This window comes from Micromonospora sp. DT201, from assembly GCF_049841575.1.
GTDB lineage: Bacteria > Actinomycetota > Actinomycetes > Mycobacteriales > Micromonosporaceae > Micromonospora.
Map to the genome: position 1 here is coordinate 128,961 of NZ_JBNCKP010000021.1, position 22,551 is coordinate 151,511.

Here is a 22,551-nt window from a genome sequence, read left to right on the forward strand (position 1 = left end):
AAGGCGGGTGCGGTGAGTCTCAGCAAGGACCTCACCCGCGCTCAGGTCAAGGCGGAGACGCTGATCGAGGCGCTGCCGTGGCTGGCGCGTTTCTCCGGCTCCACGGTCGTGGTCAAGTACGGCGGCAACGCCATGACCGATCCCGAGTTGCAGCGCACGTTCGCCGCCGACATGGTCTTCCTGCGCTATGCCGGGCTCAAGCCCGTGGTGGTGCACGGCGGAGGTCCGCAGATTTCCGCCATGCTGGGCCGGCTCGGCATCGCCAGCGAGTTCCGGGGTGGTCTGCGGGTGACCACCGCCGAGGCGATGGACGTGGTGCGGATGGTGCTGGTCGGGCAGGTGGGCCGCGAGTTGGTCGGGCTGATCAATTCGCATGGCCCGTTCGCGGTGGGCCTTTCCGGTGAGGACGCCGGGCTGTTCACCGCGGTGCGTCGCCCGGCGTACGTGGATGGGCTGCCGGTCGATGTCGGCCAGGTGGGGGACGTCGAGTCGGTCGACGTGTCCGCGGTGACCGACCTGATCGATGCCGGTCGGATCCCGGTGATCTCCACGGTGGCACCGGACGTGGACGGGGTGCTGCACAACCTCAACGCGGACACCGCCGCCGCCGCGCTGGCCATCGCGTTGCAGGCCCGCAAGCTGGTCGTGCTCACCGATGTGGCCGGCCTGTACGCGGACTGGCCGGACACCTCGAGCCTGGTCTCCGAGATCACCGCGGACGACCTGGCCAAGCTGCTGCCCGGCCTGGAGTCGGGCATGGTGCCAAAGATGGAGGCCTGCCTGCGGGCGGTGCGTGGGGGAGTGCCCGCCGCGCACGTCGTCGACGGTCGGGTGGCGCACTCCACGTTGTTAGAGGTGTTCACTTCGGAAGGGTTCGGGACGATGGTGGTGCCAGGAGACGGGACGGTCGTGTCATGAGCACGTTGGTGCAGCGCTGGACGCAGTCCATGATGGGCAACTACTCCACACCGCAGTTGGCGCTGGTCTCCGGTTCCGGTGCCGTCGTGGTCGACGACGCCGGCCGCGAATACCTCGACCTGCTCGGTGGCATCGCGGTGAACGCCCTCGGCCACGCCCACCCGGCCGTGGTGGCCGCGGTGTCGAAGCAGGTCGCGACCCTCGGGCACGTCTCCAACTTCTACGCCGCGGAGCCGCCGGTCGCCCTGGCCGAGCTGTTGCTGGCGCTCGCCGGCCGGCCCGGCCGGGTCTTCCTGTCCAACTCGGGCGCGGAGGCGAACGAGGCGGCGTTCAAGTTGTCGCGGCAGACCGGGCGCACCCATGTGGTCTCCACCAGGGGCGGCTTCCACGGCCGCACCATGGGTGCTCTCGCGCTGACCGGCCAGCCGGCCAAGGCCGACCCGTTCCGGCCGCTGCCGGGCGAGGTGACCCACATCGACTTCGGTGACGTGGCCGCCCTCGAGGCGGCCGTCAGTGACGCCACCGCCATGGTGATCCTGGAGCCGATCCAGGGCGAGAACGGCGTGGTCGTCCCGCCGGCCGGCTACCTCGCCGCAGCGCGGCGGATCACCGCCCGGCACGGGGCACTGCTGGTCCTCGACGAGGTGCAGACCGGCATCGGGCGCACCGGGCACTGGTTCGCGCACCAGGCCGACGGCGTGGAGCCGGACGTGGTCACCCTGGCCAAGGGGCTGGGCGGCGGGCTGCCCATCGGGGCCACGCTGGCCTTCGGCCGGGCCGCCGACCTGCTCACCCCCGGCTCGCACGGCACCACCTTCGGCGGCAACCCGGTCAGCTGCGCGGCTGCGCTCGCCGTGGTGGCGACCATCGCCAACGAGGGGCTGCTCGACCACGTCAAGCGGATCGGCGAGCGGTTGCGCCGGGGCATCGAGGCGCTGGGTCACCCGCTGATCGACGGCGTGCGCGGCGCCGGGCTGCTGCTCGGCGTGACGCTCACCGCGCCGGTGGCGCCGGTGCTCGCCGAGGCGCTGCGGGAGGCCGGCTTCCTAGTCAACGCGGTGCAGCCGGGCGCGCTGCGGCTGGCCCCGCCACTGATTCTCACCGCGGCCCAGGCGGACGCCTTCGTCGCCGCGCTACCCGCTGCGCTGGACGCGACCTCCCCGGCTGCGGCTGGTGCACAGCTCACGTCACCCACGACCACCACCACCACGACGGGGACGACCGCATGACCCGGCACTTCCTGCGCGACGACGACCTCTCGCCGGCCGAGCAGTCCACGGTCCTCGACCTGGCGGCGCGGATGAAGGCGGACCGGTTCGGCCACCGGCCACTGGTCGGCCCCCGCTCGGTGGCAGTGCTCTTCGACAAGCAGAGCCTGCGGACCAGGATCTCGTTCGACGCCGGGATCGCCGAGCTGGGCGGGCACCCCCTGGTCGTGGACACGCAGGTCACCCACTTCGGTCGCGGTGAGTCCCTCGCGGACGCGGGGCGCGTGCTGTCGCGCTACGTCGCGGCCATCGTGCTACGGACCCACGGCGACGACCGGATCGCCGAGGTGGCCAGCGGCGCCACCGTGCCCGTGATCAACGCGCTCACGGACGGTTTCCACCCGTGCCAGTTGCTGGCCGACCTGCTCACCGTGCGCGAGCGGTTCGGCGGCACGGCCGGCCGCACCCTGGCGTACGTGGGGGACGGCGCGAACAACATGGCGCAGTCGTACCTGTTGGCCGGGGCGATGGCTGGGATGCACGTGCGGGTCGCCGGGCCGGCCGGGTTCGCGCCCGACCCGGCTGTGGTGGAGCGGGCGGCCCAGATCGCCGCCGGCACCGGAGGGTCGGTACGGGTGCTGACCGACCCGGCCCAGGCGGTACGCGACGCGGACGTGCTGGCCACCGACACCTGGACGTCGATGGGTCAGGAGGCCGACGGGCTGGACCGGATCACCCCGTTCCTTCCGTACCAGGTCAACAAGGAGTTGCTCGGCCAGGCCGCGCCGGACGCGATCGTGCTGCACTGTCTGCCCGCACACCGTGGCGAGGAGATCACCGGCGAGGTGCTCGACGGCCCGCAGAGCGCGGTCTTCGACCAGGCGGAGAACCGGCTGCACGCTCAGAAGGCGCTGCTGACCTTCCTGCTCGGAGCCGCCACCGGCGACACCGGGGCCGAAGCCACGGCGGCCGAAGCCACCGCGACAGGGACCACCGCGACCGGGGAGCTCCGATGACCGCGCCGCTGACCCGCGCGGCCCGGCACGCCCGGATCGTGGAGCTGATCCGCGACAGGGCGATCCGGTCGCAGACCGAGCTGGCTGACCTGCTCGCCTCCGATGGTGCCGGTGTCACCCAGGCCACCCTCTCGCGGGACCTGGAGGAGTTGGGTGCGGTCAAGGTACGCGGCGGCGACGGCCCGGCCGTCTACCTGATCCCCGAGGACGGCCAACGCCCGCTGCGCGATGCCGAGGCCGCGCCGGCCCGGCTGGTACGGCTGCTGCGCGAACTGCTCAACGGGGTCGACTCCAGCGGCAACATCGCCGTGCTGCGTACACCGCCGGGCGCAGCCCAATACCTTGCCAGCGCGTTGGACCGGGCGGGCCTCCCCGAGATCGTCGGCACCATCGCCGGCGACGACACCATCCTCGTCGTGGCCCGCGAGGCCGTCGGCGGGGCGGCACTCGGTGAGAAGCTCGCTGGCTGGGCCCGCCGGGAAGACATTGTCGAAGGGAACACGACATCATGACCGAGCGGGTCGTGCTTGCGTACTCCGGAGGGTTGGACACCTCCGTCGCCATTCCGTACCTGGCCGAGCAGACCGGCGCCGAGGTGATCGCCGTCGCGGTCGACGTCGGGCAGGGCGGCGAGGACCTCGACGCGATCCGGCAGCGTGCCCTGGACTGTGGCGCCGCCGAGTCCGAGGTCATCGACGCGCGCGACGAGTTCGCCGCCGACTACTGCCTGCCGGCCATCCGGGCCAACGCCCTCTACATGGACCGTTACCCGCTGGTGTCGGCGCTGTCTCGGCCGCTGATCGTGAAGCACCTGGTGGCCGCGGCGCGCAGGCACGGCGGCACGATCGTGTCGCACGGCTGCACCGGCAAGGGCAACGACCAGGTTCGGTTCGAGGTGGGTCTGAACGCGCTCGCCCCCGACCTGAAGATCATCGCGCCGGCGCGGGACTTCGCCTGGTCGCGGGACAAGGCGATCGCCTTCGCCGAGGAGAAGGGACTGCCGATCGACGTGTCGGCGAAGTCTCCGTACTCGATCGACCAGAACCTGTGGGGCCGCGCGGTGGAGACCGGCTTCCTGGAGGACATCTGGAACGCCCCCATCGAGGACCTCTACTCGTACACGATCGACCCGGCGCAGGAACGCGACCCCGACGAGATCGTGATCACCTTCGATCGCGGCGTGCCGGTGGCGGTCGACGGTGAGACGGTCACCCCGTATCAGGCGATCCTGGAGCTGAACCGGCGCGCCGGCGCCCAGGGCGTGGGCCGGCTCGACATGGTCGAGGATCGCCTCGTCGGCATCAAGAGCCGCGAGGTGTACGAGGCTCCCGGCGCGATCGCGCTGATCACCGCCCACCAGGAGTTGGAGGCGGTGACCGTGGAGCGGGACCTGGCCCGGTTCAAGAAGAGCGTCGATCAGCGTTGGGGCGAGCTCGTCTACGACGGCCTGTGGTTCTCGCCGTTGAAGGACTCGCTGGACGCGTTCATCGACGACGCGCAGCGGCACGTGAGCGGCGAGGTGCGGATGACTCTGCACGGTGGTCGGGCCACCGTCACCGGTCGCCGCTCCGAGGCGAGCCTCTACGACTTCGGGATGGCGACCTACGACACCGGCGACACCTTCGATCAGTCTTTGGCGAAGGGTTTCGTCCAGTTGTGGGGGCTTCCGAGTCGGATGGCCGCCGCGCGGGACGCCCGGGTCGGCGGTGCCTGATCGTGGGAACCACAATGGGTAGCGTGGACGACAAGAGCCTGACCGAGAACAGCGCAGCCACCAACCGGACGAGCCTGTGGGGTGGCCGGTTCGCCGGAGGCCCCGCCGAGGCGCTCGCGCGCCTGTCGGTGAGCGTGCAATTCGATTGGCGCCTGGCCCCGTACGACATCGCCGGCTCCCGGGCGCATGCCCGGGTCCTCGCCGGTGCTGGCCTGCTCGACCCCGAGGAACTGGGTCGAATCCTGGCCGCCCTGGACGACCTGGAGGCCGCCTGTGCCTCCGGCGCGTTCCGCCCCACCATCGACGACGAGGACGTGCACACCGCGCTCGAGCGCGGTCTGCTGGAGCGCCTCGGCAGCCTCGGTGGCAAGCTGCGTGCCGGCCGGTCCCGCAACGACCAGGTCGCCACGGACCTGCGGCTCTACCTGCGCGACCACGCCCGGGGCGTGGCCAGCCGCCTCGTCGAGCTGGCCGAGGCGCTGGTGGAGCAGGCCGAGCGGCACGTCGACACGGCCGCGCCCGGCATGACGCATCTCCAGCACGCCCAGCCGGTGACGTTCGGGCACTGGTTGCTCGCCCACGTCCAGCCACTGCTGCGGGACCTGGAGCGGCTGCGCGACTGGGACCACCGGGCGGCGATCAGCCCACTCGGCGCGGGCGCCCTCGCTGGTTCCGGGCTTCCCCTGGATCCGGTGGCCGTGGCCAAGGAGCTGGGCTTCCGGACGTCGTTCGCCAACTCGATGGACGCCGTCGCCGACCGGGACTTCGTCACCGAGTTCCTCTTCACCACCGCCATGATCGGGGTGCACCTCTCCCGGCTCGGCGAGGAGGTCGTGCTCTGGACCTCGCACGAGTTCGGCTGGGTGGAGCTGGACGACTCGTTCGCGACCGGGTCGTCGATCATGCCGCAGAAGAAGAACGCGGACATCGCCGAGCTGGCCCGTGGTAAGTCCGGCCGGTTGATCGGCGGCCTGGTGACCGTGCTCACCATGCTCAAGGGCCTGCCGATGACCTACGACCGGGACATGCAGGAGGACAAGGAGCCGGCCTTCGACGCGGTCGACACCTTGGAGCTGCTGCTCCCGGCCCTGGCGGGAATGATCTCCACGATGACGGTCCGGGTGGATCGTCTCGTCGCCGCCGCGCCGGTGGGTTTCTCCCTCGCCACCGAGGTCGCCGACTGGCTGGTCCGGCGCAACGTGCCGTTCCGTGACGCGCACGAGATCACCGGCCGGCTGGTGGCTCTCTGCGCCGCTCGGGAATGCGAGCTGGAGGACGTCTCCGACGACGACCTGGCTGCGATCAGCGGGCACCTCGACCCGTCGGTTCGTGACGTGCTCTCGGTCCGTTCGGCCCTCGCGGCTCGGATCACCCCCGGCTCGACCGGCCCCGGCCCGGTCGCCGACCAGCTCGCCGACGCGGCGGACCGGCTGGCCGGCTGGCGGGACTGGGCCACCGAACAGGTCGTCCCGCGCTGATCGCACCGTGGCGCCGGCGCATGCCGCCGGCGCCACGGCCGGTTCAGGCCGTCGGGCGCTCCCGCTTCGGGAGCTTGGCCACCACCATGTCGTACGACGCGTCGACCGCCTCGGTCAGCTCCTCGTCGTCGATGCCGCCGTCCAGGCGCAGCGTGTTCCACCCGGACCGGCCGATGTAGGCCATCACCTGGGCGTCGTCGGGGTGCCGGTGCAGCCACTCGTCGGCCACTTCGCGGGTCGGTCCGCACTTGACGCCGACCGTCGGCCTGCCCTCGCCGCTGCCGAGGAACGCGAAGATCCGGCTGCCCACCTTCACCACCTCGTCGCCCTCCCACGGCCGGTCCAGCCACGCTCCCGGCTTGGCAAGGCAGTACGCCAGCATCTCCGCGCGCTCCATGGGTGCCTCCTCGTCGTGGGCACAGTCTGCCCGCCCGGCGACCGGTAGGCACGCGGCGTGCCGATCCACGCGTCTGGTCGCGGCCGGCGGTCAGCCGGTCCGTTCGGCCGAGCGGGCGGCGACCCGCTCGTAGCGCTGGCGAGCCGCCTGCGCGCTGCCCAGGCCCAACCCGTACGCGATGGCCTGCCAGGTCAGTCCACGGTCGCGGGCCAGCGTCAACAGCCCGGCCTCCAGGGCGTCCAGCTCGGCGCGGACGTGTGGCAGCAGGGTCAGCGCGGCGGTGAGGTCGGCGGCGTCGATCGGTTCCTCCGTCGGCTCCCGCTCGGCTCCGCCGGCGGCCAGCGCGGTGACCAGGGCGACCGCCTCCCACGGGTCCAGCACATACGGGTGGGCCCAGCGCCCGCGCTGGGTGTCGGTGCCGGCGTGCCGCTCGCTGATGCGTTGCAGTGCCTCGTAGGTGCGGTGGGCGCGGGCGCGGGACGCGTCTGGCGCCGTGAACAGGTCGTCCGTCGTCATACCCCGATCCCAACCCGTCAACGAACGATTGTCAACAAAATGTTGAAGCGGGGCGGCGCGGTCTTGCCGCGCCGCCCCGCCATGGCTCAGAGCGACAGCTCGAAGCGGTGCTCGTCGGTGAGGGAGTTGCACAACGCGTCGCAGGAGTTGCCGGTCACCACGCCGAACGCCACGCCGGGGGCGAACGGGCGCTCCGTCGCGGTCACCGCGATCCGGACCTTCTGCGTGGTCGCGTCGCAGACCACCTTCCGAGTGGTCGTACCGGTCCGCATCGTGTCCCCGATCGCCTGGGCGACCTTGACGGTCAGGTCGACCGAGGTGCGCTGCGAGCAGGTCAGGCTGACCGGGACGAAGACCGCCGCGCCGCTGGCGTCGATCTTGCCGGTGCCGCCGAGCACGACCGCGGTCAGCGGGGCACCGTCGACCGCCGCACCCGCCCGCAGCGGGGCGCTGGCACTGGCCGACGGGGCGAGAGCAAGCGTGGCGCCTGCCGCAGCCAGGACGATGGCGACGAGAGGTCGACGGATTCTGCGTACGTTCATGGTGGTTCCCCTCCGGATGCGCCGTCGCGCCCTGCGACGACACTCGTTACACCCGCCGGTCGCGCGGCGGGTTTCCGCGCATGGATGACGAGCGGATGAACACCGGAGGGCTTCCGGGTGCCCAGCCGGATCCGGTGGCGGGATGGTCAGGCGGAGGGCTGGGTACCCTTCGGGTCATGGACCTGTTGCCCGGTGACCGCTCCGCCGACGCCGACCTGGCGGCGTTGGCTGACCTGCTCGCCGGCCCGCTGCTGCCGGCCGCGCGCGGGCTGCTGGGCTGCCAACTGCACGCCGGCGGTGTCACCGTTCGGATCACCGAGGTCGAGGCGTACGCCGGCACGGCCGGTGACCCTGCCTCGCACGCTCATCGCGGGCGCACTCCGCGCAACGCGGTGATGTTCGGGCCCGCCGGGCAGGTCTACGTCTACTTCACCTACGGGATGCACTGGTGCATGAACGTGGTTACCGGGGCGGAGGGGGAAGCCGCCGCAGTGCTGCTGCGAGCGGGTGAGGTCGTCGATGGCGTCGACATCGCCCGAAAGCGCAGGGGCGTGGAGGTGCCCGACCGTGACCTGGCCCGCGGGCCCGCTCGACTGGCGGTCGCGCTCGGGATCGACGCGGAAGCCAAGGGCACGTCCATGATCGACGGCAACGGTCCAATTTTCCTGGCACCGCCGACGCGTCCGCTTGCGAGGTCGGCCATCTCTGCCGGCCCACGGGTCGGGGTGGCTGCGGCGCAGGACGTTCCGTGGCGTTTTTGGATCACCGGCGATGTCACCGTCAGCAGTTACCGGCGGCACGTGCCCCGACGGCGGGCCGCGAGGAAGGCCGAGGATTAGCCTGGTTACTCGATCAGGTGCAGGAACTCCGCCGACGTCAACCCTGCCTGGCTGGGCGGGTCGCAGATTCGCGACGACCTCGCCGGAGTTGTAGGGCATTGCCGTCGGTGGTCTTGGTCACCACTGTGCCGGTAGCCTCGGCGGCGGAGCATCGTGGGACTGACGACATTGGTCCGCATTTTCTGCCCGACGACGTCGTGACCGTGGGATCGCAGTGCGGGCACCAGTCGTCGTCCGATGGTGCCGGCGCCGCCCACGACGATGATCCTCATCGTGGTCCTCCTTCTGAGCCGGGGCTCCTGGTGTGACGGGTCGTTCGAGGCCGACGGCCGACCGCCTCACGCCAGCCGGTCGGGCAGTGGGGCGAACGCGTAGTTGTTCCACACGTAGTTGTCCATCTGGTGCTGGTCGGCGGAGAGGTTGACCACCCGGTCGATCTTGCCTTCGGCGGTGAAGTGCCACACCAGCGCCCACAGGGTGTCGACCTTGCCGACACCCTCGGTGGTCCAGCCGCGGTGGATGTCGACCACGTACCCCTCGTTGGCTTCCAGGAACAACGGTTCGGCCTGGAATCCGGCCTTGCCCAACTCGGTGAAGAAGGCTGCGACCTCCTCCACGCCCCGCTTGGTGCCGGACAGCGGATGATGGCCGGGGATGGTCCACTCGACGTCATCGGTCAGCACGGCTCGCATGGCCGGGATGTCGTAGGTCGCGTAGGCCGCGAAGAACTTGTTGATGGTGTCGATCTTTGAGGTCTTGTCGCTCATGGTTCCCGCTCTCACGTCGTTGTTTGCGAGATCAATCCTGGTCCCCCCGGCCACGACCGTCCAATACCTGCATCCATAACCTGATGGCATGGACGTCGACACGCGGTTGCTGCGCTACTTCACCGTCGTCGCAGAGGAAGGTCACCTCACCCGGGCGGCAGGGCGGCTGTTCGTGTCCCAACCGGCGCTGACCAAGCAGGTCAAGCAGTTGGAGGCCCAACTCGGCGTCGAGTTGTTCACCCGATCCCGGGCTGGCATGACGCTTACCGAGGCCGGGCGCAGCCTGGCCGAACGGGCACCGGCGGTGCTGCAGGCATGGGAGGTGGCGCTGCGCGACACACGCAGCGCGTCCAGCCGGGCCGCTCACGTGCTGCGCGTCGGGTTCGTCGCCAGCGCCGCCAACGAGAGCACGCAGGCGATCGTGGGAGAGTTCGCACGCCGCCGTCCGGGCTGGCGAGTGGACATGCGCCAGACCGACTGGTCCGATCCCACCGCCGGGTTGGCCGACGGGCTGGTGGACGTCGCGCTGCTGCGACTGCCGCTTTCCGGACAGTACCGGCTGCGGGTGGAGATCGTGCTCACCGAGCCGCGTTGGGTCGCCCTACCCAGCGCGCACCCACTCGCCGAACTCGCCGAGATCCCGTTCCAGCGGTTGTGGGACGAGCCCTTCGTCGCCACACCGCCAGAGTCAGGCTGGTGGCGTGACTACTGGCTGGCCACCGACGAACGAGATGGTCACGAGGTCCGCATCGGTGCGGTCGCCCGCAACCCGGATGAGTGGCTCTCGGCCATCGCCAACGGTTACGGCGTCAGCCTCACCCCGGAAGCCACCGCCCGCTTCTACCAGCGTCCCGGGGTCATCTACCGGCCCGTCACGGGTGTCAGCCCCAGCCAGGTCGGGGTCGCCTGGGTGCCCGCCGATGACGACAACCAGGTGATCGGCGATTTCGTCCGAGCCTGTCTCCAACACCGCGCCTCCCCGGACACGCCGACCGCCGCTGCCGGATGAGACCACCTGTGCGGTAGCCGTGGTCGGCCGTCGGGGCTCTGGTCAGGTGCGCGGCCGGAACGGGGCGAGGGTGGCACGGATCTGGTCCGCCGCGCCCCAGTCGTCGTCGAACTGGGCCAGCACGGCGAGGTGTTGTCGCAGCTGGATGATCGGCATGCGGGACCGCCAGTCGCTGTCGAGCGAGGTCAGCTCCGCGTAGACCTCGAAGAACCGTTGCGCTTCGGGCGGGGGCGAGGTGGACCAGACGTGGGCGAGGTCGACCTCGGCCCACAGGTAGGACACGGCCGGGTCGATCAGCGCGGGCCGCCCGTCCGGGGTGGCCAGGATGTTCTGTGCCCACAGGTCGCCGTGGGTCAGGCATGCCGGCCGGTCGGGCAGCAGGTCGGGCAGGCGGTGACACAGCCGCTCCAGTGCCGCCCGGTCCGCGGAATCGAGTGCCGCGTCGACGCGGGGCTGCCCGAGCCACCGAAGCAGCCGATGCTGTGCGAAGAAGGCGAAGCCGTTGTCGTCGAACGCGTTAATCTGGCGGCGGCGGCCCAGCCAGTTGTCGCGGTGCCATCCGAAGCGGGGATGGGTCGTGGTCAGGTGCATGCGGGCGAGCGCGTGCGCGAACTGTTCCCAGAAGGTTTCGCTGTGCGGCCTCGGGCACAGCACCGACAGGACGAGCAGCTCTCGGCCGGCCAGGATCACCTCGGGTGTCCCCACGCCGCCGAGCTCGCGCAGGGCGGTCAGCCCTTCGGCCTCCGCCTCGAAGACGTCGTCGGCCGGCGCGTCGGCGAAGGCCTTGACGAACACCGGCGGCGCGTCCCGGCGGGTGGCTATGCCCGCGAGCGCCGCGACCCCGCCGGTGGCCGGCTCCACTGTGACGACATCGCGCATTTCGGCCCGGAGCAGGCACTCGATCAGGAACGTCGCCGAGCGCATCCCGTGATCCTAGGAGTTCGAGGGTTGGAGAGGGAGAGGTAGCGGCTGCCGAGGGTCGACCCCACGCTTGTGTCGGTGGGTGTGTCCATAATCACTGGACCTGCTCACGGACGGTTCGGAGGACGTTATGGCAACGCTGCTCGCGATCGGCACGGCGAAAGGATTGTTCCTTGCTACCAGTGGCGATGACCGGCGCACCTGGGAGATCACCGGCCCCCATTTCCCGATGACCGGCGTCTACGCGGTTGCGGTCGACACCCGTCGCGCCACCCCGCGGCTGCTCGCCGGAATGACCAGCTCACACTTCGGGCCCAGCGTCGCCACCAGCGACGACCTCGGCGCTTCCTGGGACGAGCCCGACCAGGCGCCTGTCGCGTTCCCGGCCGATACCGGCGTCTCCCTCGGGCGGGTCTGGCAGTTGATGCCGGGCGGTCCCGACGAGCCGGACGTGGTCTGGGCCGGCACCGAGCCCTCGGCGCTGTTCCGCTCCACCGACGGCGGCCGCAGCTTCGAGCTGGTCCGCTCCCTCTGGGATCACCCGCACCGCCCTCAGTGGGAGGCCGGCTTCGGCGGTCAGGCCATCCACACCGTGCTGCCCCACCCGCGTGACCCGGCCCGGCTGCTGGTCGCGATGTCCACCGGCGGGGTCTACCGCTCGGAGGACTCGGGGGCGAGTTGGGCACCGGGCAACACCGGCATCCGCGCCAACTTCATGCCCGACGAATGGCCGGAGTTCGGCCAGTGCGTCCACAAGGTCGCCCGGGACGCCGGCAACCCCGAGCGGCTGTATGCGCAGAACCACCACGGCGTCTATCGCTCCGACGACGACGGCCGCACCTGGTCCTCGATCGCCGACGGGCTGCCCAGCGACTTCGGCTTCCCGGTGGTGGCGCACCCGGGGCGGGGCGGCATGGTGTGGACGTTCCCGTTGGTGGCCGACGGCGAGCGGTTCCCGACCGATCACCGCTGCCGGGTGTTCCGTTCCGCCGACGCCGGCGGCAAGTGGGAGCCGCTGTCGGTGGGGCTGCCCGAGGGGCCGTTCTATCCGGCGGTGCTGCGCGACGCGATGTGCGCCGACGACTCCACCCCCGGTGGGGTCTACTTCGGCACCCGCTCTGGCTCGGTCTACGCCAGCCGCGACGAGGGTGACTCCTGGTCGTTGGTGGCCGCGCACCTGCCCGACGTGCTCTGCGTTCGCGCGGCGGTGGTCTGACCGTGGTCACCGTGTTGTTGCCCGGCCCGCTGCGTGGCGAGGCCGGCGGGGCGAGCCGGCTGAACGTCACCGCCACGGGGACGCTGCGGGCGGTCCTCGACGAGGTGGCCACCGAGCATCCGCGGCTGGCCCGCCGGATCCGTGACGAGCGAGGTGAGCTGCGCCGTTACGTCAACGTCTTCGTCGACGGAGAGGACTGCCGGCACTCGGGCGGTCTGGCCACCCCGGTCGGCGACGGTGCCGAGGTGCAGGTGCTCCCCTCAGTGGCCGGAGGCTGAGCCGACAGCAGACCACCCTCGTTCGTCCTGGCTGGCATCGTGCGTGATCTGTGTCGGCGATGTGGCGGTGTCCCGGCATCCAGATACCGCAATGTCGCGGATACGGTGTTGATCTCGACGATGGTGGTCGATGCGCGGCAGTTCATGGGGTCGGTTGCTGGCCAGTCGTCCGTTTTTGGGAGTGACCGGCGCCACTGCGAGGCCTGCCGCTGGCGGAATAGTTGACTCGTCAAATAAGTTGTGAGCTGCGTCCGGGTACCACGACCCGGTTCGACAAGCGAGGAGCTGGTCATGCAGTTCGGAGTCTTCACCGTCGGCGACGTCACGGTTGACCCGACCACCGGGCGGGAGCCGACCGAGCATGAGCGGATCAAGGCGATGGTCGCCATCGCGCTCAAGGCTGAAGAAGTCGGTCTGGACGTCTTCGCGGCCGGCGAGCACCACAACCCGCCGTTCGTGCCCTCGTCACCGACCACCATGCTCGGCTACATCGCGGCGCGTACCGAGCGGCTGCTGCTGTCCACCGCGACCACGCTGATCACCACAAACGACCCGGTGAAGATCGCCGAGGACTACGCGATGCTTCAGCACCTCTCCGACGGCCGGGTGGATCTGATGATGGGCCGCGGCAACACCGGCCCGGTCTACCCGTGGTTCGGCAAGGACATCCGCGCCGGGATCCCCCTCGCGATCGAGAACTACGACCTGCTGCACCGGCTGTGGCGCGAGGACGTGGTCGACTGGAAGGGCAAGTACCGCACGCCGCTGCAGTCGTTCACCTCGACGCCACGCCCCCTCGACGGGGTGCCCCCGTTCGTGTGGCACGGCTCGATCCGCAGCCCGGAGATCGCCGAGCAGGCCGCGTACTACGGTGACGGCTTCTTCGCCAACCACATCTTCTGGCCCAAGGAGCACACCCAGCGGATGGTCGAGCTCTACCGCCAGCGGTACGCGCACTACGGCCACGGCACCGCCGACCAGGCCATCGTCGGCCTCGGCGGGCAGGTGTTCATGCGGCGCAACTCGCAGGACGCGGTCCGGGAGTTCCGGCCGTACTTCGACAACGCCCCGGTCTACGGGCACGGGCCGTCGCTGGAGGAGTTCACCCGGGAGACGCCGCTGACCGTGGGCAGCCCGCAGCAGGTCATCGACCGCACGTTGGGCTTCCGCGAGTACGTCGGCGACTACCAGCGCCAGCTGTTCCTGATGGACCACGCGGGCCTACCCCTGAAGACCGTGCTGGAGCAGCTCGACCTGCTCGGCGAAGAGGTCGTGCCGGTGCTGCGCAAGGAGTTCGCCGCGCTGCGTCCCGCGCACGTGCCGGACGCGCCGACCCACGCCTCGATGGTCGCCGCAGCCGGCGGCGCCAAGGACAGCACCGTCCACGCCGTCGACGACGTGACGGGCAAGGCACCGGAGGTGACACGATGACGCACCGCACCCTGGCTGTGGTCTCGGCGGGGCTGAGCCAGCCCTCGTCGACCCGGCTGCTCGCCGACCAACTCGCCGCGGCTACCCGCGACGAGCTGGTCCGGCGCGGCTCCGAGGTGGAGCTGCACGTCGTCGACCTGCGGGAGTACGCCCACGACGTGGTGAACAACATGCTCACCGGGTTTCCGCCGACGGCGCTGCGCGAGGCCATCGACGCGGTGACCGGGGCGGACGGGATCATCGCCGTCACCCCGATCTTCAGCGCCTCCTACAACGGCCTGTTCAAGTCCTTCTTCGACGTGTTGGATGCCGAGTCGTTGATCGACCGGCCGGTGCTGATCGGGGCCACCGGCGGCACCGCACGACACTCCCTCGCCCTGGAACACGCGGTCCGACCGATGTTCGCGTACCTGCGTTCGGTGGTCGTCCCGACCGCGGTCTTCGCCGCCCCGGAAGACTGGGCGGACGGCACCGCCGACGGTGCGTTGCGTGCTCGGATCCTGCGCGGCGCCGGCGAGCTGGCCGACCAGATCGAGCGTCGGCCGCCGGCCAGTGGCCCCGCCGACCCGTTCGCCCTCACCACCGACTTCCTCCAGATGCTCGGCGGAGGGTCAGACGCCCCGGTCAGCTGACCGGGTGCGGGTGAGCGACCAGCACCGGGCAGTGCGCGTGCCCGATCGCCGCCTGGCTGACCGAGCCGAGCAGCAGACCGGTGAAGCCGGCCCGGCCCCGGGTGCCCACGACCAGCAGCGACGCCGTGCCGCTGGCCTCGATGAGCCCCTGGGCCGCGCCGGCCGCCCGGACCGGATGCTCCCGCACCACCAGACCGGGGTGCGCGGCGCGAACTGCCGTGGAGGCGTCGGCCAGCAGCCGTACCGCCTCGGCCTGGTACGCGGCCTGTGACTCGACCTCCTCCGGCACCGCCCGGTCTTCCCCGTCCGACGGGTTGACGTGCACCAGCACCAGCGGCACATCCCGTAGCGCTGCCTCGTTGGCGCCGTAGCCCACGGCGAGCCGGGACGACTCGGACCCGTCAACGCCGACCAGCACCGGCGCGTGCACCGGGGTCGGCTGCTCATCCGGGCGGACCACCAGCACCGGGCAGTGCGCGTGCGCGGCCACCTGCGCGCTGACCGAGCCGAGCAGCAGCCCGGCGAACCCGCCCAGCCCTCGACTGCCCACCACGACCAACTCCGCCCGGCGGGACTCCTCGACCATCGTGATGCCGGGACCGCCGGCGACCTGGCGCACCTCGACAACCAGGCCTGGCCACCGGTCGGCCAGGTCGGCCGCTGTGCGTTCCAACATCTTCTGCGCCTCCTCGGAGGGCACCGGCACCCCGATGTCGTACGGGTTGAGCGGCACCCCGTAGCCGAGTGGATGCAGGTAGCCGTGCACCAGGAGCAGCGGGCGGGACCGGAGCAGGGCGGCGCTGGCCGCGTGCTCCGCGGCGACGAGGCTGGACGGCGATCCGTCCACGCCCACCACGACGGGTCGATTCATCGGCACTCCCTTCGCCGGTCCGCTGCCTCAGCCATCTTGCTGCCTGGTGGCGGCAGGCTCGGCTCGGATCGCCCGACGGGTGGGCACAGATTTTGTTCGCAAGTACGTAAGTGCGTAGTATCGACGTATGAGCACAGTGGAGGAGCGGCTGGCCGCCCTGGAAACACAGGTCACCGCCCTGAACGAGCGGCTGACACCGGCACCGACGGCACCGGCCACCGCCGAGGACACCTTCTGGGCCCTCAACGGCCTCAAGCAGCGAGTGCCGCCCGACGGCACCGGCGCGGTCCTCTACACCGGCGCCGTCCGCGTCGCCGGGCAGCACTACGACTGGCAGTACGGCCGCACCGTCGACGACGTGCTCGCCGCCGACTGGACCGAGCTGGCCAGCACCCTCTCCGCGTTGGCCCACCCGGTGCGGCTGCGGCTGCTCCGGGAGATCCTCGGCGGTCGGCAGAGCACCAGTGACCTGGCCGAGATCGAGGAGCTGGGCACGACCGGCCAGCTCCACCATCACCTGCGCCAGATCACCGCCGCCGGTTGGCTGCGCAGCGTCGGCCGAGGTCGGTGGGCCGTCCCCGCCGAACGCGTGGTGCCGCTGCTCACCATCCTCACCGCCGCCGACCGTTGACCCGCGACGAGCAGCAGGGAGAAGCAGCATGCGCAGGACGACCGCGACCACCATCGTCGTCGCGCTGACCGCCGGCCTCGCCGGGATCGCGCTGATGCCCCGGGTGACCCGCCTCAGCGCGCACGCCACCGGCGACGCCGACCTGGTCGCCGCCGCACGGGCCGCCGTGCGCGATCCGTCGGGGCACCGCGGGCTAGCCGTCGCACTGGTCGAGAACGGCCGGATCCGCACCGCCGGTCTGGGCGACCGGGACCTGACCGGTCGGCCCGTCGAGCCCGGCACCTCGTTCGAGATCGGCTCGGTGACCAAGGTGCTCACCGGAATGCTCCTCGCCGACCAGGCCGCCGCCGGGGTCGTCCACCCCGACGATCCCCTCGTTGCCACCTGGCCCACCGTTACTGGTCCCGCGCACGACGTCACCCTCGCCGAGTTGGCCAGCCACCGCGCCGGCCTGCCCCGGCTCGCGCCGGGCGGCATCCTGGGCTGGGCTCGCATCCTCTGGTCCAACTTCTCCGGCGGCAACCCGTACGCTGGGCAGGACACCGACGCCACCCGGAGCGCCGCCGACCGGGTCACCCCCGACGACGACAAGCGCGGCGAGGTCCACTACTCCAACCTCGGGCCGTCCGTGCTCGGTCACGCGCTCGCCGCGAAGGCCGGCGTCGCGTATGCCGATCTGTTGCGGGCCCGGCTGCTCCAGCCGCTCGGCATGAACGCCACGGTGATCGCCACCCGCGCCGACGACCTGCCGACCGGCCGCGCCGAGGGCGGCCGGGCCGCCGGTCGGCCGCTCGACACCTGGTCGGGAGTGGGGTACGCCCCGGCCGGCGTCGGCCCCTGGTCCACCGCGGAGGATCTGGGCCGGCTGGCCGCCGCGACCCTCGCCGGCACCGCGCCCGGTGCCGACGCCGCCACCGCCCGTTTCTCAAGGGACGCGGACACCCGCATCGGATACGGCTGGTTCACCACTCGACACGGTAACCACGAGGTGGTCTGGCACAACGGAGCGACCGGCGGCTTCCGGTCCTACGTCGGTTTCGAGCGAGCCACCGGCCGGGCGGTGGTCGTGCTCGGCAACACCGACAGGGGCGTCGAGCCAATCGGGCTGCGACTGCTCGGTGTGCCGGAGCAGGAGGCGGGGGAGGCGGCTGCGGCGACCTCCGTCTGGATCGGCGCCGGCCTCGCGGTGGCGTTCACCTTCCTCGGCGGCCTGTCCCTGCTCGGCACCGCCCGCCGCCGCGAGCTGGATCGGGTGACCCTGGCGGCGGCGGTGGTGTGGGCGTTCGCCTATCTCGGGTTGGCGCACCGGATGGGTGACTGGTCGGTGGTGCCGGTCTGGCTCTGGCCGCTCGGGGCCGGTCTTTCGGCGGCGGGGGCGGCTTTGGCCATGACCCGGTGGTCTGCCCTGCCGGTGGTCGACGCCCTGGTGCCGTGGCGCCGCCTGCTGTCGGTGGGCAGCTCCCTGCTCGCCGCCGTGCTGGCGGTCGCCGCCGTGAGCGACTGAGCGAGCGGCGCGGGCTCGCCGTTGCGTACCCTCGTCCGATGACGTCTGATCCGCGGTTGCGCCCGGTGCTGGAGGACGACCTCGTGGAGTTCTTCCTGCACCAGCAGGACCCGGAGGCCAACCGGATGGCGGCCTTCGTCGCCGAGGACCCGTCCGACCGTCGGGAGTTCGCCAAGCACTGGGCTCGGGTGCTCACCAACCCGGCGAACCGGGTCCGCACCATCGAGGTCGACGGCGAGGTGGTCGGCTACGTGAGCGCCTTCCCCGTCGGCGAGCAGACCGAGGTCAGCTACTGGATCGACCCGGCCCGTTGGGGCCGCGGTCACGCCACCGCCGCCCTGGACGCCCTGCTGCGCGAGCTGCCCCGGCCGGTGCACGCCCGCGCCGCCAAGGACAACGCCGCCTCCCTGGCGGTGCTCCGCAAGTGCGGCTTCGTCGTGATCGGTGAAGACTCGGGGTACGCCAACGGCCGCGGCGAGGACGTCGAAGAATGGCTGCTGGAGCTGCCCGCCGATGGGCCTGAGCTGGGCGGGCACTAGTCTCGCGGAGTGAACTGGTTGGATCTCGTCGGCTGGGCCGGCTCCGCGGTGCTGGTCTGGTCGCTGCTGCAGTCGCGCGTCCTGCGGCTGCGGGCGCTCAACCTCGTCGGCAGCGTCGTGCTGATCGGCTACAACGCCGCGATCGAGGTCTGGCCCATGGTCGGGCTCAACGTCGTGCTCGCGGCGATCAACGTCTGGTACCTGCGCGGGATGCTCGCCACCCGCCACGACGAGAAGACCTACCAGGTGGTGGAGGTCGGTGTCGGCGACCAGTTCCTCGCGCACACGCTGCGGGTGCACGCCACCGACATCATCCGGTTCAACCCTGACTTCCACTGGGATCCGAAGGTCGCGGGATGCTCCGCGTTCCTGGTGGTCACGGCCGACGAGGTGGTCGGGGTGGTGCTGTCGCACGCCGAGGCGCGCGGAGTCGCCCAGATCGACCTGGACTACGTGACCCCGAAGTTCCGTGACTTCACCCCGGGCGAGTTCGTCTACCGGCGCAGCCACCTGTTCACCGAACGGGGCTTCCACCGGGTGGTCAGCCCACCCCGGATGGTCGCCCCGTACTACCACCGGCTCGGCTTCCGCCCGGAGGGCGACTCGTACGTCCTCGATCTGCCCACAGCACCGGCCGCCGATCCGGCGTAGCGTCGCCGGCCGCCGTTGCGGCATAGCGTCGTCGGCCGCCGTTGCGGCATAGCGTCGTCGGCCGCCATTGCGGCGTGGCGTCGTGGGACGCCGATCCGGCGTGGCGTCGCGGGGCAGGATTCGGCCGGCGCCGGACGGGGCAAAGACACGCCTACGCCGGGCGGGTTCACCGACCGGCGGGCGCCGCCGTACCGGCCGGTGCCACCACCGCAGAGGGAGCGAACCGGGCGTGCAGAGCTACGGGAGCCAACTGGCCCTGGTCGGGATCCTGGTCGTGATCAACGCGCTCTTCGCCGGTAGCGAGATGGCGTTGGTGTCACTGCGGGACAGTCAGATCCAACGGTTGGAGCGCACGAGTCGGGCCGGGCGGGTGCTGGCCCGCCTCGCCAAGGACCCGAACCGCTTCCTGGCCACCATCCAGATCGGCATCACCCTGGCCGGCTTCCTGGCCTCCGCCGCCGCGGCGGTTTCGCTGGCCAAGCCCCTCGTGCCGCTGCTCGGGGTGTTCGGCGGCGCTGCCGAGACCGTGGCGATCGTGGTGGTGACCCTCGCGCTCACCTTCGTCACGCTGGTCTTCGGCGAGTTGGCACCCAAGCGGATCGCCATGCAGTCCGCCGAGCGGTGGGCGCTGCTGGTGGCCCGCCCACTCGACCTGCTCGCCAGCTTCACCCGACCGGCCGTCTGGGCGCTCGGTGCCACCAGCGACCTGGTGGTCCGCCTGGTCGGGCTCAACCCGAAGCACCAGCCGGAGGAGATCGGCCCGGACGAGCTGCGCGACATCGTCTCCGGGAACCACGGCTTCACCAAAGAACAGCGCACCATCATCGCCGGCGCCGTGGAGATCGCCGACCGGCGGTTGCGGGCTGTCCTCGTACCCCGATTGCAGGTCTTCACGCTCGACAGCGGGACCACCGCGGAGGCGGCGCGGCTCGTGCTGGCCGCCACCGGGCACTCCCGGGCGCCGGTGGTGCGTCACGGTGGCCTGGACGACACGGCCGGCGTGATCCACCTGCGCGACCTGGTGGGGGTGCCCGACGACCGCCCGGTCGACGAGATCGCCCGCCCCCCGATGCTGTTGCCCGACTCGCTGCCGGTGGTGGACGCACTGCGTCAGTTCAAGGCGGAGCGCCAGCACATCGCCCTCGTCGTGGACGAGCGCGGCGCCGTCGACGGCATCGTGACGCTGGAGGACATCCTGGAGGAAATCGTCGGAGAGATCTACGACGAGACCGACCGGGATGTGAACTCGGTTCGCCGCGACCCCGACGGCGCGCTGCTGCTCCCCGGCACCTTCCCGGTGCACGACCTCCCCGACATCGGCGTCGAGCTGCCGTCGCGCCCCGCCGGTGACTACACGACCATCGCCGGGCTGGTGCTGGCCCGCCTCGGGCACATCCCCACCGTCGCCGGGGAGGACGTCACGCTGGACGGCTGGGTGCTGGTGGTGGCCGGCATCGACCACCGGGCGATCACCGAGGTACGAATCAGCCGCGTACCCGATGACACCGACACCGACACCGACCAGGCGGCGGAGCCGGTGTTGGACGAGGCCCGCAGCTGACCCGGCCGATGAGGCCGCCGCTCAGGCGCGCGAAAGGTTCTGCAGCCGGACCTGGCCGCGGGCGACCAGCCGCTCGTCGGCATCGGTGATCTCCACCTGCCAGAGCTGCTGACTACGACCCCGGTGTACGGGCGTGCCGACCGCGGTCAACTCGCCCTCCCGGACGGCGCGCAGGAAGTCGGTCTGGTTCGACACCCCGACCACGGTGCCCCGGTCAGCGAGCCAGAGCGAGCCGCCCACGCTCGCCGCGGTCTCCACGACCGAGCAGTACACCCCGCCGTGCTGGATGCCGAACGGCTGGTGCAGCTCCGGTCGGACCTGCCAGCTGATGACCACCCGCTCGGGGGTCGCCTCCTCGAACTTCAGGCCGAGCAGGGCGACGAAACCACCCGTCAAGTTCGGCATTTCCACGGCGCAAACCCCTCCTCGATCAACGGGGCGCAAGCCTAACCGGGGCGGGTTGCCCGAAACCCGGTACGGGTCAGTGCTGGCGATGGGGGAGAATCGGTGACCGTGACCGACAGCAACCTCCCGCAGCCTGGGCGGGACTCCCTGACCGATGACCTGCTCTGGCGTGGCCTGATTCAGGACTCGACCGGCCTCGACGAGCTGCGCGAGCTGCTCGACGGCGGGAGCGCCGCCACCTACTACGTGGGCTTCGACCCCACCGCGCCGAGCCTGCACGTCGGCCACCTCATGCAGGTCACCATGGCCCGCCGGCTGCAACTCGCTGGCCACCGCCCGCTGCTGCTCGTGGGCGGGGCGACCGGGCAGATCGGCGACCCGAAGGAGACGGCCGAGCGGACGCTCAACCCGCCCGAGGTGATCGCCGGCTGGGTCGAGGTGATCCGCGACCAGCTCGCGCCCTTCGTGTCGTACACCGGTGAGAACGCGGCGCAACTGGTCAACAACCTGGACTGGACCGGCGAGATGTCGGCGGTCGAGTTCCTGCGCGACGTGGGCAAGCACTTCCCCGTCAACAAGATGCTCGCGCGGGAGGTGGTGCGGGCGCGGTTGGAGACGGGCATCAGCTTCACCGAGTTCAGCTACCAGCTGTTGCAGTCCAACGACTTCTTCGAGCTGCACCGCCGCCACGGGTGCCAGCTCCAGTTCGGCGGGTCCGACCAGTGGGGCAACATCACCGCCGGCGTCGACTACGTACGGCGACGTGGCGCGGGGCCGGTGCAGGCGTTCACCACGCCGCTGGTCACCAAGGCCGACGGTACGAAGTTCGGCAAGACCGAGGGCGGCGCCGTCTGGCTCGACCCGACTATGACCAGCCCGTACGCGTTCTACCAGTTCTGGCTCAACGTCGACGACCGGGAGGTCGACCGCTACCTGCGCTTCTTCAGCTTCCGCACGCGCGACGAGTTGGAGGAGTTGGCGAAGGCGACAGCCGAGCGGCCGGCGGCTCGCCTGGCGCAGCGGGCGCTCGCCGAGGAGCTGACCACTCTGGTGCACGGCCCCGACGAGACCCGGCAGGCGGTCGCCGCCAGTCAGGCGCTCTTCGGGCGTGGATCGCTGGACGACCTGGCCCCGGAGACACTGCGGGCAGCGTTGACCGAAGCCGGGCTGGTGCGCCTCTCCGGCGAATTGCCGGATGTGGCGGGTCTGCTGCGGGATTCCGGGCTCGTGAGTGGCCTCAAGGAGGCACGTCGGGTGATCGCCGAGGGCGGTGCCTACGTCAACAACACCAGGGTGACCGAGGTGGACGCCGAGGTCTCGTCGGCCGATCTGCTGCACGGGCGATACCTGGTGCTGCGCCGTGGCAAACGCTCGTTCGCGGGCGTTGAACTGGGCGAATAGCCGCCTGTCGACGATGTGACCGGGGACGCGTCCGGCGGATTTGACGATCATCCCGCTGGACGCGTAACTTTCTCTCTGTCAGCGCGGAACGGACGAAACGGGCGAA

Annotated in this window: 26 protein-coding genes; 18 read left to right on the forward strand and 8 right to left on the reverse strand. The window is 71.1% G+C overall.

The genetic code is table 11. From position 1 onward, the window contains the following. Positions 1 to 12: 12 nt before the first annotated feature. The 6 genes from argB to argH are packed head-to-tail and all read left to right on the forward strand — an operon-like array spanning position 13 to position 6,334. Positions 13 to 918, forward strand: coding sequence for an acetylglutamate kinase (gene argB / locus ACLQ28_RS27980; RefSeq protein ID WP_425689233.1), 906 nt, complete (start codon positions 13 to 15; stop codon positions 916 to 918). After that, positions 915 to 2,147 (forward strand): acetylornithine transaminase, encoded by a 1,233-nt coding sequence (locus ACLQ28_RS27985; RefSeq protein WP_425689234.1) that lies wholly within the window; start codon positions 915 to 917, stop codon positions 2,145 to 2,147. Before argB ends, ACLQ28_RS27985 begins: the two co-directional genes overlap by 4 nt. Next, on the forward strand, positions 2,144 to 3,142 hold the full coding sequence (argF, locus tag ACLQ28_RS27990) for an ornithine carbamoyltransferase (protein WP_425689235.1): 999 nt from the start codon (positions 2,144 to 2,146) through the stop codon (positions 3,140 to 3,142). Before ACLQ28_RS27985 ends, argF begins: the two co-directional genes overlap by 4 nt. Next, a complete protein-coding gene (locus ACLQ28_RS27995) occupies positions 3,139 to 3,654 on the forward strand; it encodes an arginine repressor (protein ID WP_425689236.1) in 516 nt (171 codons plus the stop codon). Before argF ends, ACLQ28_RS27995 begins: the two co-directional genes overlap by 4 nt. Next, positions 3,651 to 4,856: an argininosuccinate synthase gene (locus tag ACLQ28_RS28000; RefSeq protein WP_425689237.1), complete on the forward strand. Its 1,206-nt coding sequence runs from the start codon at positions 3,651 to 3,653 to the stop codon at positions 4,854 to 4,856. The genes ACLQ28_RS27995 and ACLQ28_RS28000 overlap by 4 nt, the downstream gene beginning before the upstream one ends. Before the next feature lie 14 nt (positions 4,857 to 4,870). Continuing rightward, on the forward strand, positions 4,871 to 6,334 hold the full coding sequence (gene argH, locus ACLQ28_RS28005; protein WP_425689238.1) for an argininosuccinate lyase: 1,464 nt from the start codon (positions 4,871 to 4,873) through the stop codon (positions 6,332 to 6,334). A gap of 43 nt (positions 6,335 to 6,377) precedes the next feature. Here argH and ACLQ28_RS28010 read toward each other — a convergent pair whose 3' ends face one another. The 3 genes from ACLQ28_RS28010 to ACLQ28_RS28020 all read right to left on the reverse strand — a co-directional run bounded on the left by ACLQ28_RS28010 (position 6,378) and on the right by ACLQ28_RS28020 (position 7,789). Continuing rightward, positions 6,378 to 6,731, reverse strand: a complete 354-nt coding sequence (locus tag ACLQ28_RS28010) for an MmcQ/YjbR family DNA-binding protein (protein WP_425689239.1) — start codon at positions 6,729 to 6,731, stop codon at positions 6,378 to 6,380. Positions 6,732 to 6,821: 90 nt separating this feature from the next. After that, positions 6,822 to 7,247: a DNA-binding protein gene (locus ACLQ28_RS28015; protein WP_425689240.1), complete on the reverse strand. Its 426-nt coding sequence runs from the start codon at positions 7,245 to 7,247 to the stop codon at positions 6,822 to 6,824. Between the two features lie 86 nt (positions 7,248 to 7,333). Further along, positions 7,334 to 7,789 (reverse strand): hypothetical protein, encoded by a 456-nt coding sequence (locus ACLQ28_RS28020; RefSeq protein WP_425689241.1) that lies wholly within the window; start codon positions 7,787 to 7,789, stop codon positions 7,334 to 7,336. 176 nt (positions 7,790 to 7,965) lie between these two features. Between ACLQ28_RS28020 and ACLQ28_RS28025 the strand changes: the two genes are divergently transcribed. Further along, the gene (locus ACLQ28_RS28025; protein ID WP_425689242.1) at positions 7,966 to 8,628 is read left to right on the forward strand and encodes a DNA-3-methyladenine glycosylase; all 663 of its coding nucleotides are present in this window, start codon (positions 7,966 to 7,968) and stop codon (positions 8,626 to 8,628) included. Between the two features lie 5 nt (positions 8,629 to 8,633). On the opposite strand, the gene ACLQ28_RS28030 is transcribed toward ACLQ28_RS28025, so the two are convergent. Next, positions 8,634 to 8,900: an NAD-dependent epimerase/dehydratase family protein gene (locus ACLQ28_RS28030; protein WP_425689243.1), complete on the reverse strand. Its 267-nt coding sequence runs from the start codon at positions 8,898 to 8,900 to the stop codon at positions 8,634 to 8,636. 66 nt (positions 8,901 to 8,966) lie between these two features. Then, on the reverse strand, positions 8,967 to 9,395 hold the full coding sequence (locus ACLQ28_RS28035; protein WP_425689244.1) for a nuclear transport factor 2 family protein: 429 nt from the start codon (positions 9,393 to 9,395) through the stop codon (positions 8,967 to 8,969). Between the two features lie 88 nt (positions 9,396 to 9,483). Between ACLQ28_RS28035 and ACLQ28_RS28040 the strand changes: the two genes are divergently transcribed. Continuing rightward, a complete protein-coding gene (locus tag ACLQ28_RS28040; protein WP_425689245.1) occupies positions 9,484 to 10,404 on the forward strand; it encodes a LysR family transcriptional regulator in 921 nt (306 codons plus the stop codon). Positions 10,405 to 10,446: 42 nt separating this feature from the next. Here the strand turns inward: ACLQ28_RS28040 and ACLQ28_RS28045 are convergent, their stop codons facing one another. Further along, positions 10,447 to 11,328: a fructosamine kinase family protein gene (locus ACLQ28_RS28045; RefSeq protein WP_425689246.1), complete on the reverse strand. Its 882-nt coding sequence runs from the start codon at positions 11,326 to 11,328 to the stop codon at positions 10,447 to 10,449. Positions 11,329 to 11,455: 127 nt separating this feature from the next. Between ACLQ28_RS28045 and ACLQ28_RS28050 the strand changes: the two genes are divergently transcribed. The 4 genes from ACLQ28_RS28050 to ACLQ28_RS28065 all read left to right on the forward strand — a co-directional run bounded on the left by ACLQ28_RS28050 (position 11,456) and on the right by ACLQ28_RS28065 (position 14,882). Then, positions 11,456 to 12,541, forward strand: coding sequence for a WD40/YVTN/BNR-like repeat-containing protein (locus ACLQ28_RS28050; RefSeq protein ID WP_425689247.1), 1,086 nt, complete (start codon positions 11,456 to 11,458; stop codon positions 12,539 to 12,541). Between the two features lie 2 nt (positions 12,542 to 12,543). Further along, positions 12,544 to 12,819, forward strand: coding sequence for a ubiquitin-like small modifier protein 1 (locus ACLQ28_RS28055; protein ID WP_425689248.1), 276 nt, complete (start codon positions 12,544 to 12,546; stop codon positions 12,817 to 12,819). A gap of 291 nt (positions 12,820 to 13,110) precedes the next feature. Continuing rightward, positions 13,111 to 14,250 carry an LLM class flavin-dependent oxidoreductase gene (locus ACLQ28_RS28060; protein WP_425689249.1) on the forward strand — a complete coding sequence of 380 codons (1,140 nt, stop codon included), beginning with the start codon at positions 13,111 to 13,113 and terminating at the stop codon, positions 14,248 to 14,250. Beyond that, complete coding sequence (locus tag ACLQ28_RS28065) at positions 14,247 to 14,882, forward strand: FMN reductase (protein WP_425689250.1); 636 nt, start codon at positions 14,247 to 14,249, stop codon at positions 14,880 to 14,882. The genes ACLQ28_RS28060 and ACLQ28_RS28065 overlap by 4 nt, the downstream gene beginning before the upstream one ends. On the opposite strand, the gene ACLQ28_RS28070 is transcribed toward ACLQ28_RS28065, so the two are convergent. Further along, complete coding sequence (locus ACLQ28_RS28070; RefSeq protein ID WP_425689251.1) at positions 14,875 to 15,753, reverse strand: universal stress protein; 879 nt, start codon at positions 15,751 to 15,753, stop codon at positions 14,875 to 14,877. The two genes, ACLQ28_RS28065 and ACLQ28_RS28070, sit on opposite strands and share 8 nt — an antisense overlap. A 127-nt stretch (positions 15,754 to 15,880) precedes the next feature. Between ACLQ28_RS28070 and ACLQ28_RS28075 the strand changes: the two genes are divergently transcribed. From ACLQ28_RS28075 to ACLQ28_RS28095, 5 genes are all read left to right on the forward strand, one after another. Then, positions 15,881 to 16,384 (forward strand): ArsR/SmtB family transcription factor, encoded by a 504-nt coding sequence (locus tag ACLQ28_RS28075; protein ID WP_425689252.1) that lies wholly within the window; start codon positions 15,881 to 15,883, stop codon positions 16,382 to 16,384. A gap of 28 nt (positions 16,385 to 16,412) precedes the next feature. Then, a complete protein-coding gene (locus tag ACLQ28_RS28080) occupies positions 16,413 to 17,888 on the forward strand; it encodes a serine hydrolase domain-containing protein (protein WP_425689253.1) in 1,476 nt (491 codons plus the stop codon). Between the two features lie 38 nt (positions 17,889 to 17,926). Beyond that, on the forward strand, positions 17,927 to 18,427 hold the full coding sequence (locus tag ACLQ28_RS28085; protein WP_425689254.1) for a GNAT family N-acetyltransferase: 501 nt from the start codon (positions 17,927 to 17,929) through the stop codon (positions 18,425 to 18,427). A gap of 9 nt (positions 18,428 to 18,436) precedes the next feature. Further along, on the forward strand, positions 18,437 to 19,078 hold the full coding sequence (locus ACLQ28_RS28090; protein ID WP_425689255.1) for a hypothetical protein: 642 nt from the start codon (positions 18,437 to 18,439) through the stop codon (positions 19,076 to 19,078). Between the two features lie 229 nt (positions 19,079 to 19,307). After that, positions 19,308 to 20,639 (forward strand): hemolysin family protein, encoded by a 1,332-nt coding sequence (locus ACLQ28_RS28095; RefSeq protein WP_425689256.1) that lies wholly within the window; start codon positions 19,308 to 19,310, stop codon positions 20,637 to 20,639. Positions 20,640 to 20,660: 21 nt separating this feature from the next. Here ACLQ28_RS28095 and ACLQ28_RS28100 read toward each other — a convergent pair whose 3' ends face one another. After that, complete coding sequence (locus ACLQ28_RS28100; protein ID WP_425689268.1) at positions 20,661 to 21,044, reverse strand: PaaI family thioesterase; 384 nt, start codon at positions 21,042 to 21,044, stop codon at positions 20,661 to 20,663. Positions 21,045 to 21,152: 108 nt separating this feature from the next. Here ACLQ28_RS28100 and tyrS point away from each other — a divergent pair, with 108 nt between their 5' ends. Then, positions 21,153 to 22,445 carry a tyrosine--tRNA ligase gene (gene tyrS, locus ACLQ28_RS28105; RefSeq protein WP_425689269.1) on the forward strand — a complete coding sequence of 431 codons (1,293 nt, stop codon included), beginning with the start codon at positions 21,153 to 21,155 and terminating at the stop codon, positions 22,443 to 22,445. Positions 22,446 to 22,551 lie beyond the last annotated feature (106 nt).

Bases quoted from the DNA above. Each gene is read 5' to 3' on its own strand.
- ACLQ28_RS28025 (WP_425689242.1), top strand. From the start codon at position 7,966: ATGGACCTGTTGCCCGGTGACCGCTCCGCCGACGCCGACCTGGCGGCG.
- ACLQ28_RS28065 (WP_425689250.1), top strand. From the start codon at position 14,247: ATGACGCACCGCACCCTGGCTGTGGTCTCGGCGGGGCTGAGCCAGCCC.
- ACLQ28_RS27995 (WP_425689236.1), top strand. From the start codon at position 3,139: ATGACCGCGCCGCTGACCCGCGCGGCCCGGCACGCCCGGATCGTGGAG.
- ACLQ28_RS28035 (WP_425689244.1), bottom strand. From the start codon at position 9,395: ATGAGCGACAAGACCTCAAAGATCGACACCATCAACAAGTTCTTCGCG.
- argF (WP_425689235.1), top strand. From the start codon at position 2,144: ATGACCCGGCACTTCCTGCGCGACGACGACCTCTCGCCGGCCGAGCAG.
- ACLQ28_RS28000 (WP_425689237.1), top strand. From the start codon at position 3,651: ATGACCGAGCGGGTCGTGCTTGCGTACTCCGGAGGGTTGGACACCTCC.
- ACLQ28_RS28045 (WP_425689246.1), bottom strand. From the start codon at position 11,328: ATGCGCTCGGCGACGTTCCTGATCGAGTGCCTGCTCCGGGCCGAAATG.
- ACLQ28_RS28080 (WP_425689253.1), top strand. From the start codon at position 16,413: ATGCGCAGGACGACCGCGACCACCATCGTCGTCGCGCTGACCGCCGGC.
- ACLQ28_RS28100 (WP_425689268.1), bottom strand. From the start codon at position 21,044: ATGCCGAACTTGACGGGTGGTTTCGTCGCCCTGCTCGGCCTGAAGTTC.
- ACLQ28_RS28050 (WP_425689247.1), top strand. From the start codon at position 11,456: ATGGCAACGCTGCTCGCGATCGGCACGGCGAAAGGATTGTTCCTTGCT.
- ACLQ28_RS28070 (WP_425689251.1), bottom strand. From the start codon at position 15,753: ATGAATCGACCCGTCGTGGTGGGCGTGGACGGATCGCCGTCCAGCCTC.
- ACLQ28_RS28040 (WP_425689245.1), top strand. From the start codon at position 9,484: ATGGACGTCGACACGCGGTTGCTGCGCTACTTCACCGTCGTCGCAGAG.
- ACLQ28_RS28010 (WP_425689239.1), bottom strand. From the start codon at position 6,731: ATGGAGCGCGCGGAGATGCTGGCGTACTGCCTTGCCAAGCCGGGAGCG.
- ACLQ28_RS28085 (WP_425689254.1), top strand. From the start codon at position 17,927: ATGACGTCTGATCCGCGGTTGCGCCCGGTGCTGGAGGACGACCTCGTG.
- ACLQ28_RS28075 (WP_425689252.1), top strand. From the start codon at position 15,881: ATGAGCACAGTGGAGGAGCGGCTGGCCGCCCTGGAAACACAGGTCACC.
- ACLQ28_RS28015 (WP_425689240.1), bottom strand. From the start codon at position 7,247: ATGACGACGGACGACCTGTTCACGGCGCCAGACGCGTCCCGCGCCCGC.
- argH (WP_425689238.1), top strand. From the start codon at position 4,871: ATGGGTAGCGTGGACGACAAGAGCCTGACCGAGAACAGCGCAGCCACC.
- ACLQ28_RS28020 (WP_425689241.1), bottom strand. From the start codon at position 7,789: ATGAACGTACGCAGAATCCGTCGACCTCTCGTCGCCATCGTCCTGGCT.
- ACLQ28_RS28060 (WP_425689249.1), top strand. From the start codon at position 13,111: ATGCAGTTCGGAGTCTTCACCGTCGGCGACGTCACGGTTGACCCGACC.
- ACLQ28_RS28030 (WP_425689243.1), bottom strand. From the start codon at position 8,900: ATGAGGATCATCGTCGTGGGCGGCGCCGGCACCATCGGACGACGACTG.
- ACLQ28_RS27985 (WP_425689234.1), top strand. From the start codon at position 915: ATGAGCACGTTGGTGCAGCGCTGGACGCAGTCCATGATGGGCAACTAC.